Source organism: Heterorhizobium halophytocola (genome assembly GCF_017873095.1).
GTDB lineage: Bacteria > Pseudomonadota > Alphaproteobacteria > Rhizobiales > Rhizobiaceae > Allorhizobium > Allorhizobium halophytocola.
This window is the reverse complement of sequence record NZ_JAGGJU010000003.1, coordinates 24,329-42,778: the sequence shown is the minus strand read 5'-3', so window position 1 is coordinate 42,778 and position 18,450 is coordinate 24,329. Positions and strand designations below refer to the sequence as shown.

The 18,450-nt window shown below is 62.3% G+C and carries 12 protein-coding genes; 10 read left to right on the top strand and 2 right to left on the bottom strand.

Annotated elements, in window-relative coordinates; all coding sequences use genetic code 11:
• Positions 1–201: 201 nt before the first annotated feature.
• The 6 genes from J2Z17_RS05690 to J2Z17_RS25365 are packed head-to-tail and all read left to right on the top strand — an operon-like array spanning position 202 to position 12,782.
• The gene (locus tag J2Z17_RS05690) at positions 202–3,354 is read left to right on the top strand and encodes a prolipoprotein diacylglyceryl transferase (protein WP_209943076.1); all 3,153 of its coding nucleotides are present in this window, start codon (positions 202–204) and stop codon (positions 3,352–3,354) included.
• Positions 3,355–3,406: 52 nt separating this feature from the next.
• On the top strand, positions 3,407–5,074 hold the full coding sequence (locus tag J2Z17_RS05685; RefSeq protein WP_209943075.1) for an ATP-binding cassette domain-containing protein: 1,668 nt from the start codon (positions 3,407–3,409) through the stop codon (positions 5,072–5,074).
• Positions 5,071–7,308, top strand: coding sequence for a peptidase domain-containing ABC transporter (locus tag J2Z17_RS05680; RefSeq protein WP_209943073.1), 2,238 nt, complete (start codon positions 5,071–5,073; stop codon positions 7,306–7,308). The genes J2Z17_RS05685 and J2Z17_RS05680 overlap by 4 nt, the downstream gene beginning before the upstream one ends.
• Complete coding sequence (locus tag J2Z17_RS05675; protein WP_209943071.1) at positions 7,305–8,663, top strand: HlyD family type I secretion periplasmic adaptor subunit; 1,359 nt, start codon at positions 7,305–7,307, stop codon at positions 8,661–8,663. Before J2Z17_RS05680 ends, J2Z17_RS05675 begins: the two co-directional genes overlap by 4 nt.
• Positions 8,663–9,613 carry a response regulator gene (locus J2Z17_RS05670; protein ID WP_209943069.1) on the top strand — a complete coding sequence of 317 codons (951 nt, stop codon included), beginning with the start codon at positions 8,663–8,665 and terminating at the stop codon, positions 9,611–9,613. Before J2Z17_RS05675 ends, J2Z17_RS05670 begins: the two co-directional genes overlap by 1 nt.
• 7 nt (positions 9,614–9,620) lie before the next feature.
• Positions 9,621–12,782 (top strand): hybrid sensor histidine kinase/response regulator, encoded by a 3,162-nt coding sequence (locus J2Z17_RS25365; RefSeq protein ID WP_209943067.1) that lies wholly within the window; start codon positions 9,621–9,623, stop codon positions 12,780–12,782.
• Positions 12,783–12,914: 132 nt separating this feature from the next.
• Here J2Z17_RS25365 and J2Z17_RS05660 read toward each other — a convergent pair whose 3' ends face one another.
• On the bottom strand, positions 12,915–14,336 hold the full coding sequence (locus J2Z17_RS05660) for an efflux transporter outer membrane subunit (protein ID WP_209943065.1): 1,422 nt from the start codon (positions 14,334–14,336) through the stop codon (positions 12,915–12,917).
• 578 nt (positions 14,337–14,914) lie between these two features.
• On the opposite strand from J2Z17_RS05660, the gene J2Z17_RS05655 reads away from it, so the two are divergent.
• The 3 genes from J2Z17_RS05655 (at position 14,915) to J2Z17_RS05645 (ending at position 17,604) form a co-directional block, all read left to right on the top strand.
• Positions 14,915–16,009 (top strand): FecR domain-containing protein, encoded by a 1,095-nt coding sequence (locus tag J2Z17_RS05655; RefSeq protein WP_342454376.1) that lies wholly within the window; start codon positions 14,915–14,917, stop codon positions 16,007–16,009.
• Between the two features lie 480 nt (positions 16,010–16,489).
• Positions 16,490–17,227, top strand: a complete 738-nt coding sequence (locus tag J2Z17_RS05650; protein ID WP_209943063.1) for a hypothetical protein — start codon at positions 16,490–16,492, stop codon at positions 17,225–17,227.
• Positions 17,228–17,451: 224 nt separating this feature from the next.
• Positions 17,452–17,604 (top strand): hypothetical protein, encoded by a 153-nt coding sequence (locus J2Z17_RS05645; protein WP_209943062.1) that lies wholly within the window; start codon positions 17,452–17,454, stop codon positions 17,602–17,604.
• Positions 17,605–17,610: 6 nt separating this feature from the next.
• Here J2Z17_RS05645 and J2Z17_RS05640 read toward each other — a convergent pair whose 3' ends face one another.
• Positions 17,611–18,036: a hypothetical protein gene (locus J2Z17_RS05640; RefSeq protein WP_209943061.1), complete on the bottom strand. Its 426-nt coding sequence runs from the start codon at positions 18,034–18,036 to the stop codon at positions 17,611–17,613.
• Between the two features lie 167 nt (positions 18,037–18,203).
• Here J2Z17_RS05640 and J2Z17_RS05635 point away from each other — a divergent pair, with 167 nt between their 5' ends.
• A complete protein-coding gene (locus J2Z17_RS05635; RefSeq protein ID WP_209943060.1) occupies positions 18,204–18,443 on the top strand; it encodes a hypothetical protein in 240 nt (79 codons plus the stop codon).
• Positions 18,444–18,450: the final 7 nt, after the last annotated feature.

The window sequence follows — 18,450 nt, the reverse complement described above, 5'->3', positions numbered from 1 at the left end:
GCGGCACCGCATCAATCTCCGAGAAATCTCGAATAAAACAAAGAATATCCAGTTACTTCGCCTGGTTTTCTCTACCGTTTTCGCTTTAGCAACAGGGCATTTGACGCACAGGCAAGACAACTTTGAATTGTTAGTTAGTATTCTGCCATTTAATGTTTCATTTGTATATTCGAATTATCTTTCCTTAAAGGGAGAAAAAACATGGATGACAAAGTCGAATCCTCCGGCCTGGAAGCCAAGCTCTACGAGGCCATCGATCAATTCAGTGCCATCAACGGTCTGGCCGGTGCCCGCACGGACGAAGGCACTATCGTCCAGAGCGACGTCGACAAACTGAATTCGTCGGACCTGCGCGCGGACTCGCCCTTGTCGCAAGGCTCTTCCGTCCTGTCGAGCGCCACGACCTCGACGCCAAGCGGATCGTCCGGACCGCAGCAGGCCGCGTTCGAACAGGGACCGACAGGCGTGACCGAGACGGATATCGCGTCGAAGGGGATTGCCGCACGCGGCGGCGGACCGGGCGTCGACAACAGTGTCCCGGAGACTTTTGACCCTTCGCCCAACCCGGCTGAGGCGCCTTTGGCCGAGCATGTCATCCCGCCGTCTCAAAACACCGCAGACCAGCCCCCCGCCACTCCAAACGCCGCCCCCGAGACCGACAATGACGCCGACGGCGACAACCCGGCCGAAGGCCCGACAGAACCGGAGACCGGCCCCACCCCGATCACCGACGTGACCGACACGGTGGAGGATAAGACCGACGAAACGGAGACTGGCGATGAGGAGGTAGACGACGTCGTCGACACGCCGACCGACGTCACGGAGACCGTGGACGGCGTGGTCGAGGATGTCACCGATACCGTCGACGACCTTGCCGATAACGTGACGGACACCGTCACCGACACCGTCGACGACGTGGTCGATGACGTCACGGATATAGTCGATGACCTGACCGACGACGTCACGGATACCGTCACCGAGACTTTGGATGACGTGACTGACACCGTCGATGATCTGGTCGATGACGTCACGGATACCGTCGATGACCTTGCCGACGACGTCACGGATACCGTCACCGAGACGGTGGATGACGTGACTGACACCGTCGATGATCTGGTCGATGACGTCACGGATACCGTCGATGACCTTGCCGACGACGTCACGGATACCGTCACCGAGACGGTGGATGACGTAACCGACACCGTCGACGACGTAGTCGATGATGTCACCGATACCGTGGACGACCTGATCGATGACGTCACCGATGTTGTCGATAATATTGTCGACGATCTGGACGACCTTCTCGGCAGCGCGCCCGATCAGGATGGCGACACGGATATCACCATCGATACCGTGGTAGACCTGCCGATCCTCGATCCCATTATCACCGATATCGATGTCGGGCTCGACCCGATCGAGAACCTGCTTGGCACCGATATCGACGTGGATATCGATGCGGTCGCGGATCTCGATGCCCTGACGACCGACGTGAGCGACCTCGTCGATGACGTCATCGGCGATCTCAGCGACGTCACCGCACCGGTGACGGCCATTGCCGAAGACCTGACGGGCGGCCTCGGCGATCTTCTCGACGGCGACGGCGGGCTACTCGGCGGCGCGCCCGATCAGGATGGCGATAGCGACATCACCGTCGACACCGTGGTCGACCTGCCGATCCTGGATCCAGTCATTGGCGACATCGATGTCGGGCTCGATCCCGTCGAGAACCTGCTGGGCACGGATATCGACGTGGACATCGATGCGGTCGCGGATCTCGATGCCCTGACGACCGACGTGAGCGACCTCGTCGATGACGTCATCGACGATCTCGTCGATGTCACCGCACCGGTGACGGCCATTGCCGAAGACCTGACGGGCGGCCTCGGCGATCTCCTCGGTGGAAACGGCGGACTGCTCGGCGGCGATGGTGGGCTGCTCGGCGGCGCGCCCGATCAGGATGGCGATACCGATATCACCGTCGACACCGTGGTCGACCTGCCGATCCTCGATCCCGTCATTAGCGACATCGATATCGGTCTTGATCCGGTCGAAGACCTGCTGGGCACCGATATCGACGTGGATATCGATGCGGTCGCGGATCTCGATGCCCTGACAAACGACACCAGCGATCTCGTCGATGACGTCATCGACGAGCTCGGCGATGTCACCGCACCGGTAACGGCCATTGCCGAAGACCTGACGGACGGCCTCGGCGATCTCCTCGGTGGAGACGGCGATCTGCTCGGCGGCGATGGTGGGCTGCTCGGCAGCGCGCCTGATCAGGATGGCGATAGCGACATCACCGTCGACACGGTAGTGGACCTGCCGATCCTCGATCCCATCCTTGGCGACATCGATATCGGGCTCGACCCGATCGAGAACCTGCTGGGCACGGATATCGACGTGGATGTCGATGCGGTCGCGGATCTCGATGCCCTGACGAACGACGCAAGCGATCTCGTCGATGACGTCATCGACGATCTCGGCGATGTCACCGCACCGGTGACCGCCGTTGCCGAAGACCTGACGGGCGGCCTCGGCGATCTCCTTGGTGGAGAAGGCGATCTTCTCGGCGGCGCGCCCCATCAGGATGGCGACACGGACATCACCATCGACACCGTGGTCGACCTGCCGATCCTCGATCCCATTATCACCGATATCGATGTCGGGCTCGACCCGGTCGAAAACCTGCTGGGGACCGATATCGACGTGGACATCGACGGCGTCGTCGATCTTGCAGGCCTCACCGATGGCGACCTTTCCGGCGGCGACCTGCTGGGCGGAGCGCCTGGCGCTGGCGACGGCAGCGGAGATGCCGGCGACCTGACGGCGGCGATCACGGACCCGGTCGACGAGCTCACCGGCGGTCTCGGTGGACCCGGCGATCTGCTTGGCGGTGACGCTAACCCTCTTGCGGCAGCGCCCGAAGATGGCGACACCGACATCACCATTGATGCTCTCGTGGACCTGCCGATCCTCGATCCCGTCATCGCCGATATTGATATCGGGCTCGATCCGGTCGAAAACCTGCTGGGCACGGATATCGATCTCGATATCGCCCTGCTGGCCGATCTCGACGGCGCGCTGCTGCAACTGGACGGGGCGGCCAATGACCTGCAGCTGGCCAATGACAATCTGGATCTGATGGGCAGCGGCCTCGACATTCTGGATGGTGGCAATCTGAGCCTCAACGATCTGCTGATGCTCGATGCGAGCTCTTCGATGGGGTCGCTCGACAGCACCTTGCCGTCGGTGACAGCCGACCTGGTGCCGAGCGCGGATGCCGGCAGCCACAGCGTTCTCGATGCGGTCGTGTCGTCGAAACTCGGCGGAGGGTTATTCGGCTTTGGCTAACAGGGGATGGCGGCACGCGTCGGGGCGCGGCGGTCCCGACCGGCCATATGCGATGGAAACGCCCTTTGCGGCGCCGGTCGTCAGCCTCCTGGTGATGACCTTGGCGCTGAACGTGTTGAGCCTCAGCATCCCGCTCGCCGCTCAACTGATCTTCAACCGGATCCTGCCGACGCCGGATTCGCCGACACTTCCGCTGGTCGTCCTGGGCGTCACCGTCATCGCCCTCGCCGAAGGCCTGATCCGCCTGTCACGATCCTTCCTTCTGCTTGAAAGCAACAAGGTGGTCGCCGGCCATCTGACGAAGCGGCTTCTGACAGGGATCGTCAGAAGCGACTATTCCGCCGGCAGCCGCGGCTCGGCCCGCAGCATCGACTATTTCAGCCGCATTGCCCAGGTTGCCGAAAAACAGTGCGGCAAGCATCTGGTCGGCGTTGCCGAATTGATGTTCCTGCCCATCATCCTGACGCTGATCTTCTACATCTCAACTGGTGCGGCGCTGCTCATCTGCCTTGTCCTGGCCGCCGGTCTTTACGTTACCGTCAAGAACGCCACGGGCCTGCAGCTGAACACGCTGCTGCTCGCCCGTCAGGCGGAGCGTCGCTACCGCTTCCTGCTCAGCATCCTGACGGCCGTGCATCCCCTGAAGGCACTCGGCATCGAGGATTTCCTGCTCAGGCGCTACGAGCATATCCAAAGCGGCATCGCCATCACCAGCCTGAAGACGGCGCGTGGTTCCAGCCGCCTGCTGAACGGGGTGCTGGTCACCAACCAGACGATCATCGCAACATCGCTGGTCTATGGCGCCTATGCGGTCAACCGCGGAGAGCTGACGCTCGGCGCCGTCTCCGCCATCGTGCTCCTCGGCGGCCGCCTGATGGCCCCGCTGCAGCGCGCGGTCTTCATCTTCATCCAGTCGCGCGATGTCTGCGAGGCCGAAGCCGTGCTCGGCGAGGCCATGGCACACCGGCCGACGCGCCCGGCCACCCGCATGGCGGAACCGGCAAGGCAAGGCCGCATCGACATTTCCGATCTGGCCTTCGAGGTCCGGGAGGAAGGCAAGGTCAACCGGTTTTCCGGGGTCGACCTCAAGGCTTTTCCCGGCGAGACGGTGGCGATCTCCGGCGGCTCGGATGCGGCCAAGACCGAATTGCTGCGCATCATGGCCGGGATCATCAAGCCGGCCACAGGATCGATCCTGCTCGACGATGCGCCGATCGATGCCTTTCCGCAGGACCAGCTCAACCACGCCGTCGCCTATGTCAGCAGCGATGCGCTGATGTTCAACGGCACCATCCGCGACAACATCACCCGCTTCGGAGAGGTTTCGATCGAAGACACGATGAGCGTTGCAGCGATCATGGACCTGCAGGGCGCGATCAACGAATTGCCGAGCGGATTGGATACAAAGGTCACCGGCTCGGTCAACGAGAACATCCCGACCGGCCTTTGCCAGCAGCTCGCCATCCTTCGGGCACTGGTCTTCCGTCCCCGGCTGATCCTGATGAACAATGTGGATCGCGGTCTCGACCGGCAGGGCTATGCCCGTCTGCAGCGGTTCATCGCCAGCATCCAGGGCCAGGCGGCGATCGTCATGGTATCCGATGACCTCAATCTGACGGCCGGCGCGCAGCGCCAGCTGCTGCTGTCCGAGGACGGGCTGCGCCAGGACCTTGCCCGCAACGAGCGACGGATCACCGCCTATCGGAGCCTGAAGCTATGAACACCGTGATCCGCATGCAGACCGATCTGCACCAGGCCCTGCAGGACGCCACCGGCACGGCGAAGACGCCGACGGCACGGCTGCGCCAGCAGGCGTTCGAACAGCGGATTTCGGCCGTCGAGCGGATCGCCACCCTGTTCGTCGCCGCCGGCAACGAGGCGCTGCACAGCCGGATGTTCTGCGCGCTGGTGCTGTCCTGCGACGACGAACTGCCGATCAAGACCCTTCTCGGTGCCGTTCCGCACAAGGGTTTCAGGGCGCGGCCGGAAGGCATCATCGCGGCGATGGCCAATCTGGGTTTCTACGCCTCGCAGAAGTCCTTCGACGTGGCGCGCTGGAGCGTCCTGAAGAAACCGGCGCTGTTCTGGAACGACGACCAGATGTTCCTGCTGATTGCGTCGCCGTCGGGCGATGGCGGACTGATCTATGACGGCAAGTCATCCATCCGCCCGTTCGACCTTTCCGACCGCAGCATGAACGGCCTGAATGTCTGGAAATTCGGATATGACAGTGCTCTCAACCCGTTTTCCGACGTCTCCCGCGGACACACGGGCTATAGCTGGGCCCGGGCGATGCTGTCGCATTTCCCGCATCTCGGCTGGACCACGACACTGGCCAGCGTCATGCTGGCCCTCACCGGCATCATGCTGCCGGTGGCGATTTCGCTGTTTTTCGGCCAGGTGATCCGGCTCTCCTCCTTCTCCTCCCTGCCCTATCTCGTGGTCGGGCTGGTGCTGATCGTGCTGTTCGAAACGCTGTTCATCATCCAGCGCTCCAATATCGTTGCCTGGGTCGCAAGCCGGCTCGAATATCTGGTCAACACCTCGTCCTTCGCGCGCATCCTGAAGATCTCGCCTTTCCTCTCGGAACGCGCGGCCCCGACCAACCAGGCCGCACGGTTGCGCTCCTTCGAAAGCATTCGCGATTTCGTCAGCGGCCCAACCTTCGCGTCGCTGCTCGATATCCCGGTGTCGATGCTTTCGCTGGTCGCAGTCGCCCTGCTGTCGCTCTCCGAACTGTTGATCGTCGCCGGCAGCATCTCGCTCTTCCTCATCGTCTTTGCCATTTCCTGGTACAAGACCAGCACGCTGACGAGCATCGTCGCCGACGAGGCCACGGAGATGCAGCGGCTCGCCATCGAAACCCTCGACAAGCTGGAGCTGATCCGCAATGCCGGCATGCAGGACGTCTGGTCGGAGCGGCTCTCGCGGGCCTGCGACCGGGAACAGAATGCGCAGATGCGACTGCGGTTTACCGGCCTGATCACCGAAACGGTCTCGTCGATCATCTATACAGTCGCTGTGATCGGCCTGATGGCCGAGGGCGCGTCGCTCGTCTGGGCCGGCGAGATCAGCGGTGCGACCTTGCTGGCGCTGACCATTCTCGGCCTGCGGATCTTCATGCCGTTCCACACGCTCTGCCTGTCCGTGCAGCGTTTCGAGCAGGTCCGCCGCAGCCTCCGGCAGATCAACCAGCTGATGGATCTGCCGCTGGAAAGCCGGAAAGGCCGGGACAGGAACAATATCGAGCCGCTGACCGGGCGGCTCAGCCTCGTCAATGTCGGCTTCAAGGCGGCCGACACCCGGCCGGTCTTTGTCGGCCTCGACCTGGAGGTGGAACCGGGCGAGATCATCGGCATCTACGGCGCCAACGGCACCGGCAAGACCACCGTCTTCAAGATGCTGCTCGGCATGGTCGACATCGCGCTCGGCACCGTGCGCATCGATGGCGTGGACCTGCGCCAGCTGCCGCTGCACGAGCTGCGCCGTCGCGTCTCCTACGTCCCCCAGCGGCCGCGCATCTTTCCCGGCACCCTGCGCCAGAACCTAGCCTATGCCAATCCGCTGGCGAGTGCGGCGCAGATCGCCGGCGTGATCGAGACCGTCGGCCTGACCGAACAGGTCCGGGCCCTGCCAAACGGCCTCGACTACCAGATCACCGGTTCGGACGAGGAGCGGCTTTCGACCAGCTTCCGCTACCGGTTCGCTTTTGCCCGCGCCCTGATGATCAACAGCAAGCTGATCCTGATCGACGAGATCCCCAACTCGTTGCTCGATGGCGAGGTCGGCGAATTCATCCAGGGCCTGTTCCGCAAATTCCGCGGCAAGCGGACCATCCTCTTCGTGTCCCACCGGTCCGATTTCCTGCGCGAGGCCAATCGTGTGATCGCCCTGCGCTACGGCAAGGTGCCGATCGTCACCCAGCCGAGCCTGCTGATGGAGAGAGCCCTGTGAAGAAACGCGTCAAGCACCTTCAGCGCTTCTGGGCGGATATCCTGCCCGGCACCACCACTCTGACGCAGACACTGGGCATGCCGACCCTGGTCAACGAGCGCATGCCGGGACGGTTCGCCAAGGCGGTGGGGCTCGGCGCATCGATGGCGGTGCTTTCGGCCGTGGTCTGGGCCACCTTTGCCCGGGTGAACGAAGTCGCGGTGGCCGCAGGATCGCTGGTGCCGCTCGGTTTCGAACAGACCGTCCAGCATCTGGAGGGTGGCATCGTCCGCTCCGTGCTGGTGCGCGCCGGGGACATCGTCGACACCGGTACGCCACTGTTCGAACTGCGCGATGCCTCGACGCTGGAGGACAGCGAGACCCTGGACCACCAGAAGACGGACCTCCTGGCGCAGCTGGAGACCCAGCGGGCGCTGGTGGAAGATCGCGCGCCCGACTTCAGCTTCGTGCCTGCCCTTTATGTCGCCGCGCTCGGCGACAACCGCAATGCCTATGAGGCGTCGCACGCCACCCTGCTGTCGCAGCGGCGCGAATTCGACAGCCAGATCTCCCAGGCCGGCTTCGCACTGGAGGCGCTGCGGGCACAGCTGGCGCAGGCCCAGGACGAGGTGGAGCATGCCCTCAACGAGGAGAAGCGCTACAGCGATCTGCAGAAAAAGGGCGTGGCGACCGATGTGCAGGTCTCGGAGCGGCGGCGGCTTCGTGCCCGGGCGGAGGCCGACGTGGCGACGCTGACGAACCGGCAGGGCGCGGCGATCGAGAGACTGGCCGAAGTCGAGCAGCAGAAAGCCAGTTTCCAGGCCAATTTCCGCGCCAAGGTCCGGCAGCGCATCCTCGAACTCGAAAACGCCTATACCGCGCTCGACGGCACGATCCGCAAGAAGGACGGCCGCAAGGAGCGCCTGATCGTCACCGCGCCGATCCGCGGCATCGTCAAGTCCGTCGAAGTGCGCGGCAGCGGCGAAGTCGTGGAAGGCGGACAGGCGCTGGCGACCATCGTGCCGCTCGACAAGCCGCTCCTCGCCGAAACCCGGGTGCGGGCAAGCCAGATCGGCTACCTGAAGGTCGGCCAGGAGGCGCATGTCAAGCTGACGGCCTACGACTTCACGCGCTATGGCTGGTTGTCGGCCCGCATCGCCGGAATATCGCCCTCCTCCTTCCAGCAGCAGGGCCAGGGTTCCTACTACACGGTGAAGCTGGCGCTGGACGAAACCCATTTGTCGAAAGCCCGGGATGCCCCGATCCTGCCGGGCATGGACCTGACGGCCGACATCATCACCGGCCAGAAAACGGTCCTGCAATATCTTCTGACCCCGCTCCAGCGCACCTTCAGCTCAGCATTCGGAGAGAGATAATGCGATTACTGGCACCGGTCGCGACCGAAACACCCAAGGCCCGGGCGGCAGGCCGCATCCTGCTGGTGGACGACGACCGCGTCGGCCTGGCCATGCTGAAATCCATGCTCGAGGCATTGCACTACGAAGTGGAAACCGCGGTCAACGGAGCCGAGGCCTACACATTGCTGCGCGAAGATCCCGGCCGGGCGGATCTCGTCGTCACCGACCGGATGATGCCGGTTATGGACGGCCTGGCCCTGACGCGCAGGCTGAAGCGCGATGCGCAGACCGCGGCGATTCCCGTGGTTCTGTTGACCGGGGCATCGGCGGCCGACGATATCAGCGCCGGAATCGAGGCCGGCGCCTTCTACTATCTGGCCAAGCCGGCGGATCAGCATCTGGTCACCACGGTGCTGGAATCGGCGATGAGGGAGGTCGGGCGGCGGCGCGACCTCGCCGACAAGCTCGGCACCAACCAGGCGGCCTTCCAGAACGTCCAGATCCTGCGCATGACCCTGTCGCGGCCGGAGGAGACCGAGCCGGTCTGCGGCCTCCTGGCAAGCTTGCACCATCAGCCGGAAAAGATCGTCCAGGGAATCTTCGAACTGGTGCAGAACGCCGTCGAACACGGCCTGCTGCGCTTCGGGCTGGAGGCCAAGGCCAAGTTTCTGGCGACCGGCCAGTGGCAGCAGGCGCTGATGACCCGCAGCCGCGACCCCGCCTACCAGCAGGGCCAGGTCGAGGCGACGATGATCCGGCAGGCCAATGCGCTGATCCTGACGGTCAAGGACCCGGGGCCCGGGTTCAAGTGGCGGCCCTATCTGGGCGCCGACCCGTCACGCGCCTCGGCCCTGTGCGGGCGTGGCATTTCGCGGGCCAACACGCTGATCTTCGACAGGATCGCCTACAACCAGACCGGCAACGAAGTCACGGCGATCCTGCAGCTCGACAAGAAGACGAAGTGGTGATGACGCTATGAAACCGGCACCTGAAAAAAACGCGACCTTCCGCCTGCATTATTTTCTGGTGGCTGCAATCCTGCTTCTGACGGTCGGTCTTGTGGCGTGGTACGCCCAGCAGACACTGGCGACCCACAAGGCGCGCTTTAAGCAGGAGGCCAAGGCCTCGGCGCGTATCCTGCGGCAACAGGCCGACATCGCCATCATCCGCGTCAAGGATCTGCAAGGCTTCATCGCCGCAGGTCAGGAGGACGCGGTGAATACCAAGCTCAGCCAGGCCAGCCGCAATTCCCTTTATCTCAAGGAATTGGGCTTTTTCTATTCCGACCAGCGCGCCTATCACAAGGTCTACCTGACGGACGGAAGCAGCCTGGATCCCGATGCAGCGGACTTCGCCAAGACACTCGCCCGGTTGAACAGCAAGCCCGGCCTTGTGATGGCGTTTGGGGCCAAATCCTATCCGGGCTTTCTGGGCGGGCTCGGCAGCACCGATATCGTCTTTGCGCAAAGCCTTGTTCTGCCGGACCCGCTGCGGCTGCGGCTGGGGGCGGATCGACAGAGATATGTCGTCACCTATGCCGTTCTGGACCTCGCCCAGGTCCTCAAAGACGTCTCCGAAAACCTTACCTCTGCCGACCTTGCCGATGCCCGCTATTTCGATGGTATATCCCTGCAAAAGCTGGCGATCGATCCTGCCGCCGGGACGGACAGTGGTGCGCTGTTTGTCAACAGGTCGACCGTTCCGGCGACCCTTGCGACCAATGTGGCGGTGACCCTCAATTTCCGGGAGGTTTTCGATCAGGTGGCGACCCTGGCCTTTTTCATTGGCGGACTGCTGCTGGTGTCCCTCGGTGCGGCCACCCTGTTCATCCTGTTCGAGACGCGCAGCCGGGCCACAAATCGCAGCCTGAAGCTTGCCGCGCAGAAGGAACGCGATGCCAACAACGCCAAGTCCGAATTCCTCGCCAATATGAGCCACGAAATCCGCACGCCCCTGAACGGCGTGCTCGGCATGGTCGAACTGCTGGGCAGGAGCGACCTGACACAGACGCAACGGCGCTATACCGAGCAGATCAGGCGTTCCGGGTCGACCTTGCTCACGATCCTCAACGACATCCTAGACATGTCCAAGCTGGAAAGCGGCAAGCTGGCGATCGATCCCGTGCGCATCGACCTTCCCGCGCAATTGCAGGAAGCGGTCGCCTTCTATCTCGCCAATGCCAACGACAAGGGGATCTCGCTGCTGCTGGACATCGATGCCTCGCTGCCGCGCTTTGTAAAACTCGACCCGATGCGGTTGAGACAGGTCGTCGGCAACCTGGTGTCGAACGCGATCAAGTTCACCAATAGGGGTGAAGTGATCGTTTCGGCCAAATTCGTTGCCTCCGACGACGCCAAGTCCGAATGCGACGGCTCGGTATCCATCTCCGTTATCGATCACGGCATCGGCATGACGGATGCGGAATTGAAGGGCCTGTTTGAACGCTTCGCCCAGGCCAATACCGGCACCACCAGGACCTACGGCGGAACGGGGCTCGGCCTGTCGATCTGCAGGCAGCTCTGCGCGGCCATGGGCGGAACGATCTCGGTTGCCAGCGTATCCGGAAAGGGCTCGACCTTCACCTTCACCCTGCCGGTGACGGTAATCCCGGCCGAAAAGCAGGACCGTATCGCCAGGGGCCGCATCGCGCTGATCGCGACGTCCAAATCCGTGCGCAAGATCGTCGATGCGGCCTTTGCCGCCAGCGATACCCGCGTGCGCCATTTCGGCTATAGCGACTACCTGGAGACGGAGATCCTGCGGGATTGCGAGACGAACGGCGATTTCGACCTGTTGATGTTCGACTGCAACGGCGATGTGCACAACGCGAAAAATCACTGGCACCTGATCAAGGACAAGATCGTTCCCAACGCCAAATCGATGATCCTCGGCGACATGGCCCTGAACCGGAACTACAAGGCCTTCGATCACGTGCTGGTCAAGCCGTTTCTCGGCAACCAGCTGGCGGACGCGGTGGCGCAGGCGCTGGATCTGCAGTCCGAACCGCGCGCCCCGGGGGCAGTCCCCGCGCAAGCCACACCCCACCATTTTTCCGGCAAGAAGCTGCTGCTGGTCGATGACAACCACGTCAACCTGTTGATCGCGGACGAATTTCTCGCCGATTTCGGCTTTGTCATCGATACCGCAACCGATGGCAAGAAGGCGATCCACAAGGCGTCCGAGCAGGACTACGACATCATTTTCATGGATTGCCAGATGCCGGTGATGGACGGCTACGAGGCCGGCGGCATCCTGCGTGTGGAGATGGCCTCCGGAAAGATCAAGCGGGCGCCGATCGTGGCGCTGACGGCCAATGCGCTGAAGGGCGACCGGGAACGATGCCTCGATGCCGGGATGGACGAATTCCTGCCGAAGCCGCTGCAGGTGCAGAGCCTGAACGACCTGTTCTCCAGGCTGGCCGAGCGCGACGAATTCATCGGTTTGCGGCAGCCGGCGGAGCCGGCCGAGGCGATTGAACAGGTTGCGCCGACAGCGGCCGAAGCGTCGGCAGCCCCGCCGCGGCCGATGCTGCAGGCGGCACCGGCGGCAGCGGGCGCACCGGTCGGCGAACCGGCACCGGTGGCGGAAAGGACGCCCGCGCCGCTGCAGGCGTCGGACACTCGGAAAAATTCTCCCGCGCCAACGCCGCCCTCCTCCGAGACACCGCCGCGCGCGCAGGCGGGAGCGCCCTCCCCCCTTGCCTCGGCAAGGCCTCCTGCGGCCAAGCCGGTGGGCGCGGCAGCAGCGCCGGAAGCCAGAAAGGTGTCGCTGATGGATTGGCCGGAATTCGAGCGGACCAGAAGCGCGATGAAGAAGTTCGACACGCTGATCTCCTTCTACCGCAACGACACCAAGGATTATCTGGAAGCCATCCGCGGCGCGTTTGCGACCGGCAATGTGCAGGATGCGATCCTGCCGGCCCATACGATCAAGAGTTCCAGCCGCATGGTCGGGGCCTCCGGCCTGTCGGCGCTGGCCGAAAGCATGGAAACACGGCTGCGCACCGGCAAGGGCATTGGCCAAACGGAGCTTTCCGCCCTGTTGCAGAAGATGGATCAGGCCTTTGCCGCGACCCTGAAGCAGATCGACAACCGGATGGCGGAAACGGCAGCGGCACCGGTCCGGAATACCGGCTGATCCGGTCCGGCGGCCGGCCGGACAAACAGTTGTGATGGGCGACAACGGCGTCCCGCTGCCTGGGGGCCAGCATATCCGCCAAGCCGAAGATGCGGAACCTGAGAGCAGCGCGCGGGAATGCCCGTCGAGCGCTCAGATATCGCGCGACGGGCCTTGCACCGGCAGGACCGCGGCGCCGCCGCCGACCGCCACATAGAGGCTGACATAGGCGATGGCCGTGCCGCGCTGGCTTTGCGCGAGATCGAGCCTTGCCGAACCCAGCGAACGATTTGCCTCGAGCACGTCGAGGACGACGCTGGCGCCGCCGGCATAGCTGTCACGCGCCAGTTTCAGAGCGCGCCTGGACGACGAGACCTTGCGGTTGAGCGCCGCGGTCTCGGCATTGCCGCGATGGACGGCCACCAGCGCATTTTCGACCTCCTCGACGGCGCGCAAGACGTTTTCCCGCCAACGCAGATACTGGATGCGGCTGCGGGCGGCGGCGACATCGACTTCGGCCCTCAGGCGTCCGCCATCGAGGATCGGGGCGATAAGCGCCGGCCCGAAACTCCAGGCGACGCCCGTCGATGTCAGGCCGGAGGCCAGTATCCGGGTCACGTCGATATTGCCGGTCAGAGACAGGGAGGGATAAAGCTGGCTTTCGGCAATTCCGATCCGGGCGGCGGAGGCCGCCAGCAACCGTTCCTCGCGCCGGATGTCGGGACGGTTGCGCAGCAGGTCTGCCGGAATGCCGACATCCAGCGGGCGCGTCAGCCGCGGCTGCCCGCCCTTGCCCGGAACGGTCTTGAGGAAATCGGTGGCGGTCCTGCCAAGCAGGGTCGCCAGATGGTTCGCGCTTCGGTGCAACTGGATCTGAAGGGCCGGCATCTCTGCCGCCGCGGCATCGACCAGCGCTTGCGCCTGGGCGATGTCGAGATTGCTGGCCACGCCGGAATCGCGCATCGTCTGCGTCAGAGCAAGCGTGTTGCGATAGGATGCCAGGTTCTCGCCGCTGATCGCGATCGCCCTGCGGTAATATTGCAGATCGATATAGGTCGAGACGATGTCGGTGACATAGGCAAGCCGCACTGCCTCGACATCGGCAACCGCCGCCTGCTGTTCGGCAAATGCGGCCTGCCGGGTCATTTTGCGGCGGCCGAAGAGGTCGATCAGCCAGGAGAATTGCAGCCCGGCACCGGCATTGTTGCCGACCGCGACATCGTCCGTCCGGCCGCTGCCGTAACGCCCCGCCTGCGCGCTCGCCGTCAGACCCGGCATCCAGGCGGCACCCGATGCGACGGCCCGGATGCGAGCGATATCAAGTCGCTCGCCCGCCTGCCGCAGCGACAGGTTTTCCTCCAGACCCAGGCGCACGAGCGCGCTCAGCGTGTCGTCGCCGAACCCCTGCCACCAGGCCAGCGCATTGACGCCCTCTGTCATCGGTCGTACCGATCCCGTGGTGAACTTCTCCGGCAGAGCGATCCGTGCTTCCGGCGCCTTCGTCGTGGTGCATCCCGCCAGCAGCGAGAGCGCCAGAGCGGATTGCAGGACGGAAGGAAGGGTCGGAAACGACATGGGTGCACCTGAGCGAACTTAAGCTTTCATTATCCATAAAACTTAATAGTTTAGAGATGATGAATATATTTTATTCGCTGTATTTTCAGACCATGTGCAATCAGAAGCTGTTAGTAGGCTTATCATTTAGCGAAACAGAGGGGATCATCCCCCAAAGCCGGCCGCACAGCCCGTGCCAAGGCTTGCTCGTGGAGCGGGTCGCTGCGCTTCTCCCCCGGAACTGCGGGGGGTGCGAGCCATTCGGGCACGTCCAACCCCTGCCAAGGGTGCGCCGGCGACGCGGTCCTGCGCCACGCTGATGGCCGACGAGAGGACCTGCGTCTCGGGCTGATACCGGCAGCGACGCAATCGCCGTAGTGCCCCGGTTCCTATGTCGAAGACGACTTTCCGGACGAAAATCGCTATAAATTACAATAAATTATCAGGGGTTTTCAACGCTAAATTAAGAGCTTCATTGTGTAGCTTCGCCGTAATCAAACGCGGAGTTCTATGCAATGTCCCCCATCCGGTCTCTTCTGGTCGCTGCCTTATGCTGCCTCTTTCCCCTTCAGGCGCTGGCGGCGGTAGAGGACTGGTATGTGGCGAAAACCACGCGCCAGGTCAGCTTCAGCATCGACAACAGGAACTGGCGCCCGGTGCATCAAGGCGTGACGATCCCGAACAAGGCCTGGATCTCGACCGGGCGGCGTGGACGCGTCGAACTGACCCGCGGCGTCGAGATGATCGCGTTGCAGCCGCAAACGATGATCGGCCTGTTCAGCACCGCCGGCAACAGGACGACCGAAGTCCTTCAACAGACCGGCAGCATCGAACTCGAAGTGGAAAAGCGCAGTCGGCCGCATACCACCGTGCAGACGCCCTATCTCGCCGCCGTGGTCAAGGGCACCCATTTCACCGTGAAGGTCGGCAAGCGCACAGCCTCCGTCTCGGTGAACCGCGGCCTGGTCCAGGTGACCGCCTTTGCCAGCGGACAAAGAACCAGCCTGCGGCCGGGCCAGAGCGCCAATGTCGATGCGAAGACAGGCATGAGCGTCGCGGGAATATCGTCGGTGCCGACGATTTCCCAGGTCTCCCCCACATCCGCCCCCCTGGCTTCCGTCTCCGTCCCCTCCGCCAGCAGCGCGTCCGCTACCGGCAATGACGACGCTAACGATGGCAGCCGCGCCTCCTCGCCGTCCTCCAACAGCGGCATCGGCAATGGAACCGGGGACGGCAATGGCGCCAACCAGAACGATGGCGGCCGGGATGACTCCAATGCGGGCAATGGAACTGGCAATGACAACGGCAACGGCAACGGCAACGGCAACGGCAACGGGAACGGGAACGGGAACGGGAACGGGAACGGGAACGGGAACGGGAACGGGAACGGGAACGGGAACGGGAACGGGAACGGGAACGGGAACGGGAATAACAGTGGCAACGGCGATGGCAAGCATGGCGACCACGGCAAGGATGCCGAAAACTCCGGTCATGGCGATCATGGAAAGGGTCATGGCAAAGGCCACGGACGGGGCAAGCATGGCCATGGAAAAGGTCACGGCGAGGGTCAAGGAAAGCACGGCGACCATGGCAAGGGCCATGCAAGCGCCCATGGCGGCGATCAGGGACATGGCCACGGCAAGGGCACCGGGCATGGCAAGGGCGCGCACGGTAAAGGCAAGGGCCATCACTGACGGGCGCTGAAGGCGCGGGGGGCGAACAGGATGGCGCAGGAGTGGTGCGCCGGCTAACCCTGTGTCGGCTCCCCCGAAGCGCTTCCGCCGCCGCGAAGAGCGCGAGCCGATTCTCCAGGCGTGCCAGGCGCGCACGAGACCGAAGCCGCGTTCGGCAGACATCTGCCCCGCCGCACCGCGACCGACAAGCACCTACAAATTCAGAGAGATCCGATACCGGAAAAGAAGATGGTGCCCCCGCCAATTGTCCTAGATCGCGGCAATTTCAGGCACTTAACTTATAAAGTGAGGGTGATGAGCCCTATTGAAAACAAAACCCATTTAGGATCACTCCCCTCACCCTGTGCCTGCAAGTGCCACGCTGAATACCAGCGTTGACGAGTTATCTTGCTCGGCCGCATGATGAATATTTAGTCGACGGTAGCAGCGAAGCCCCAATGCTCTCATTTGCATTGCCGACGCCCGGATTGGAGTAAGCGGATGAACGAGCAGCCTCCCAAGAAGAAAATTGCCCCGCCAGAGGAATTGAGCACAGTTGCAACCGTCAAGGCTGAATGGGCACGCATCATCAAAAACTGGCAGTCTGGTTGGCACGAAGAGACCGGCATTCTGGGCCTCGAAAATTATGTCGAGAGCGAAAGGCTACAGCTGGAAAAAAGGAAAGTCGAAAGCGCCGAATTCGACTGGGATGAGGATTGGATTGAAGCAAAGCTTTTCCACGACCGTCAAATGGATTTCGTGAGAAATCGCAGAGCTCTTAATGAGGGCCTCGTGACGATGTGGAGGGAATGGTACGAACAACGCACTGGCGCGATGATACAACTTTCCTTGGAAGCGTTACGAAGCATGATACTTCTTAACGGAGCAGCCATATTAGCGTCGCTGACACTTTTATCAGGACAGATTGCGGCGCCGACGCAGTCAGCCGTGCTTGCAGCAAAAGTGATGCTGCTTTTTTCGATATTAAGCATATTGATCAACGGGTCAGGTCACCTCCTTGGGGCAATCACAATGAATGAGGTGACGTCCAGGATCAGAGGGGTTTTCGTCGGTCACATCCGTCATGCGAAGCTATATGCGATCTCAAGATACCTCAGGCGGCATCTGGAACCACGGGTGAAGGTTGCCAACGGGTTGATCTACAGTTCGATTTTCATATTCGCAGTGGGCGCCGCGGCTAGTGGCGTCATAATCGTCTTCAACGGTGGGCCTCCGTAGCGCACTAAGAGCATCGGCTTAGAAGGCCAAGGCCGACCTCAGGATTTGCAGGCTGTCTCTTGCCATCCGTTTACAGTGGCAGCCCTGCCTCTCATTGAACAATCTCAAACTCGTGTAAACGGTTTCCACCAGCAGATGCTTGCTTTGATGCACCCGTTTGTTCTATTTTCGTTCACTGCCGCCAAGCTATTGAGACGAGCGGCAAAAGACGAATGGAACGCACCATGCCCGACGAGACGAAGACATCCGACCAGGTCCACGAAGAGCACTATTGCCAGCACGACCGCTGCAGGAAGTGGGGATCGTTCGGCTATGACCGGAAGAGCCGCACGGACTGGTTCTGCCTCGAACATCGGCCCGACAGGGATATCCGCTAGCCACCGTCAATCTTCCGCCAGTCCGCACCACATCTGAGCCCCCGGCTTGACTGGCGCCAGCGGCTTGGCGACGAAGGTGAACCGATCCATCAGCGCCAGCTGCAGCAAGGCTGCAATGTCATGGCCGGCTTTATCGGCCACCTTCGGCTCGCGCCCCGCCCACTGCTTGGCCATCTCATCACTTATGAACAAGAGCGCCGCCTTCGTCTCGGCGATGACATCGGCTTCACTCGCCGCCTCCCGCCCGAGTGTCACATCGAATTGGCGCTGCACGCCTTGCGCGATCTCTGTCGCGATCGACGGAACCAAATCAGGCTCTCGCCGTCGGCTCTGCCCGGTTCCGCCAAAAGCATTCCTGATCGGCCTGCGAAGACAGTTGAGCCGGATCCAGATGCAGCTTTGCAATTCCGCCGAAACGGGTTTCTCGCGCATGGCACACTCTTTGGATAACGGTGAGAAAAACCCGCCCTTTGTTCCCTATCCGTTCGCGCTTTGCAAGAATGTTTTTTGAGCCAGGGATGCTCTGGCCGACTGGTAAGCCCGAACCAATTAGTAGGCGGGCACTGCTAAATCGGTGGGGGCTTCAAAGGCGATTTGGGATGGAAAACGACCTGCGCACTATCGACGGCAAAATGGTATGCTCTGCCTGCGGCAATCCCAGCAACAATGTGATGAGACTACCAACCAACTGCGGTAAACACCCCGACAACTCCAGCCAAATGAGCGGCGACACTTGGTTCAAGAATTCAGCAGCTCGCCCAATAGAGGCGGCTGGCAACGTTATTTGCGGCGAGCGATTGCAGTTTTCAGCAGATTGGTGTTTTTGGTCCACTACATGAAAACTGC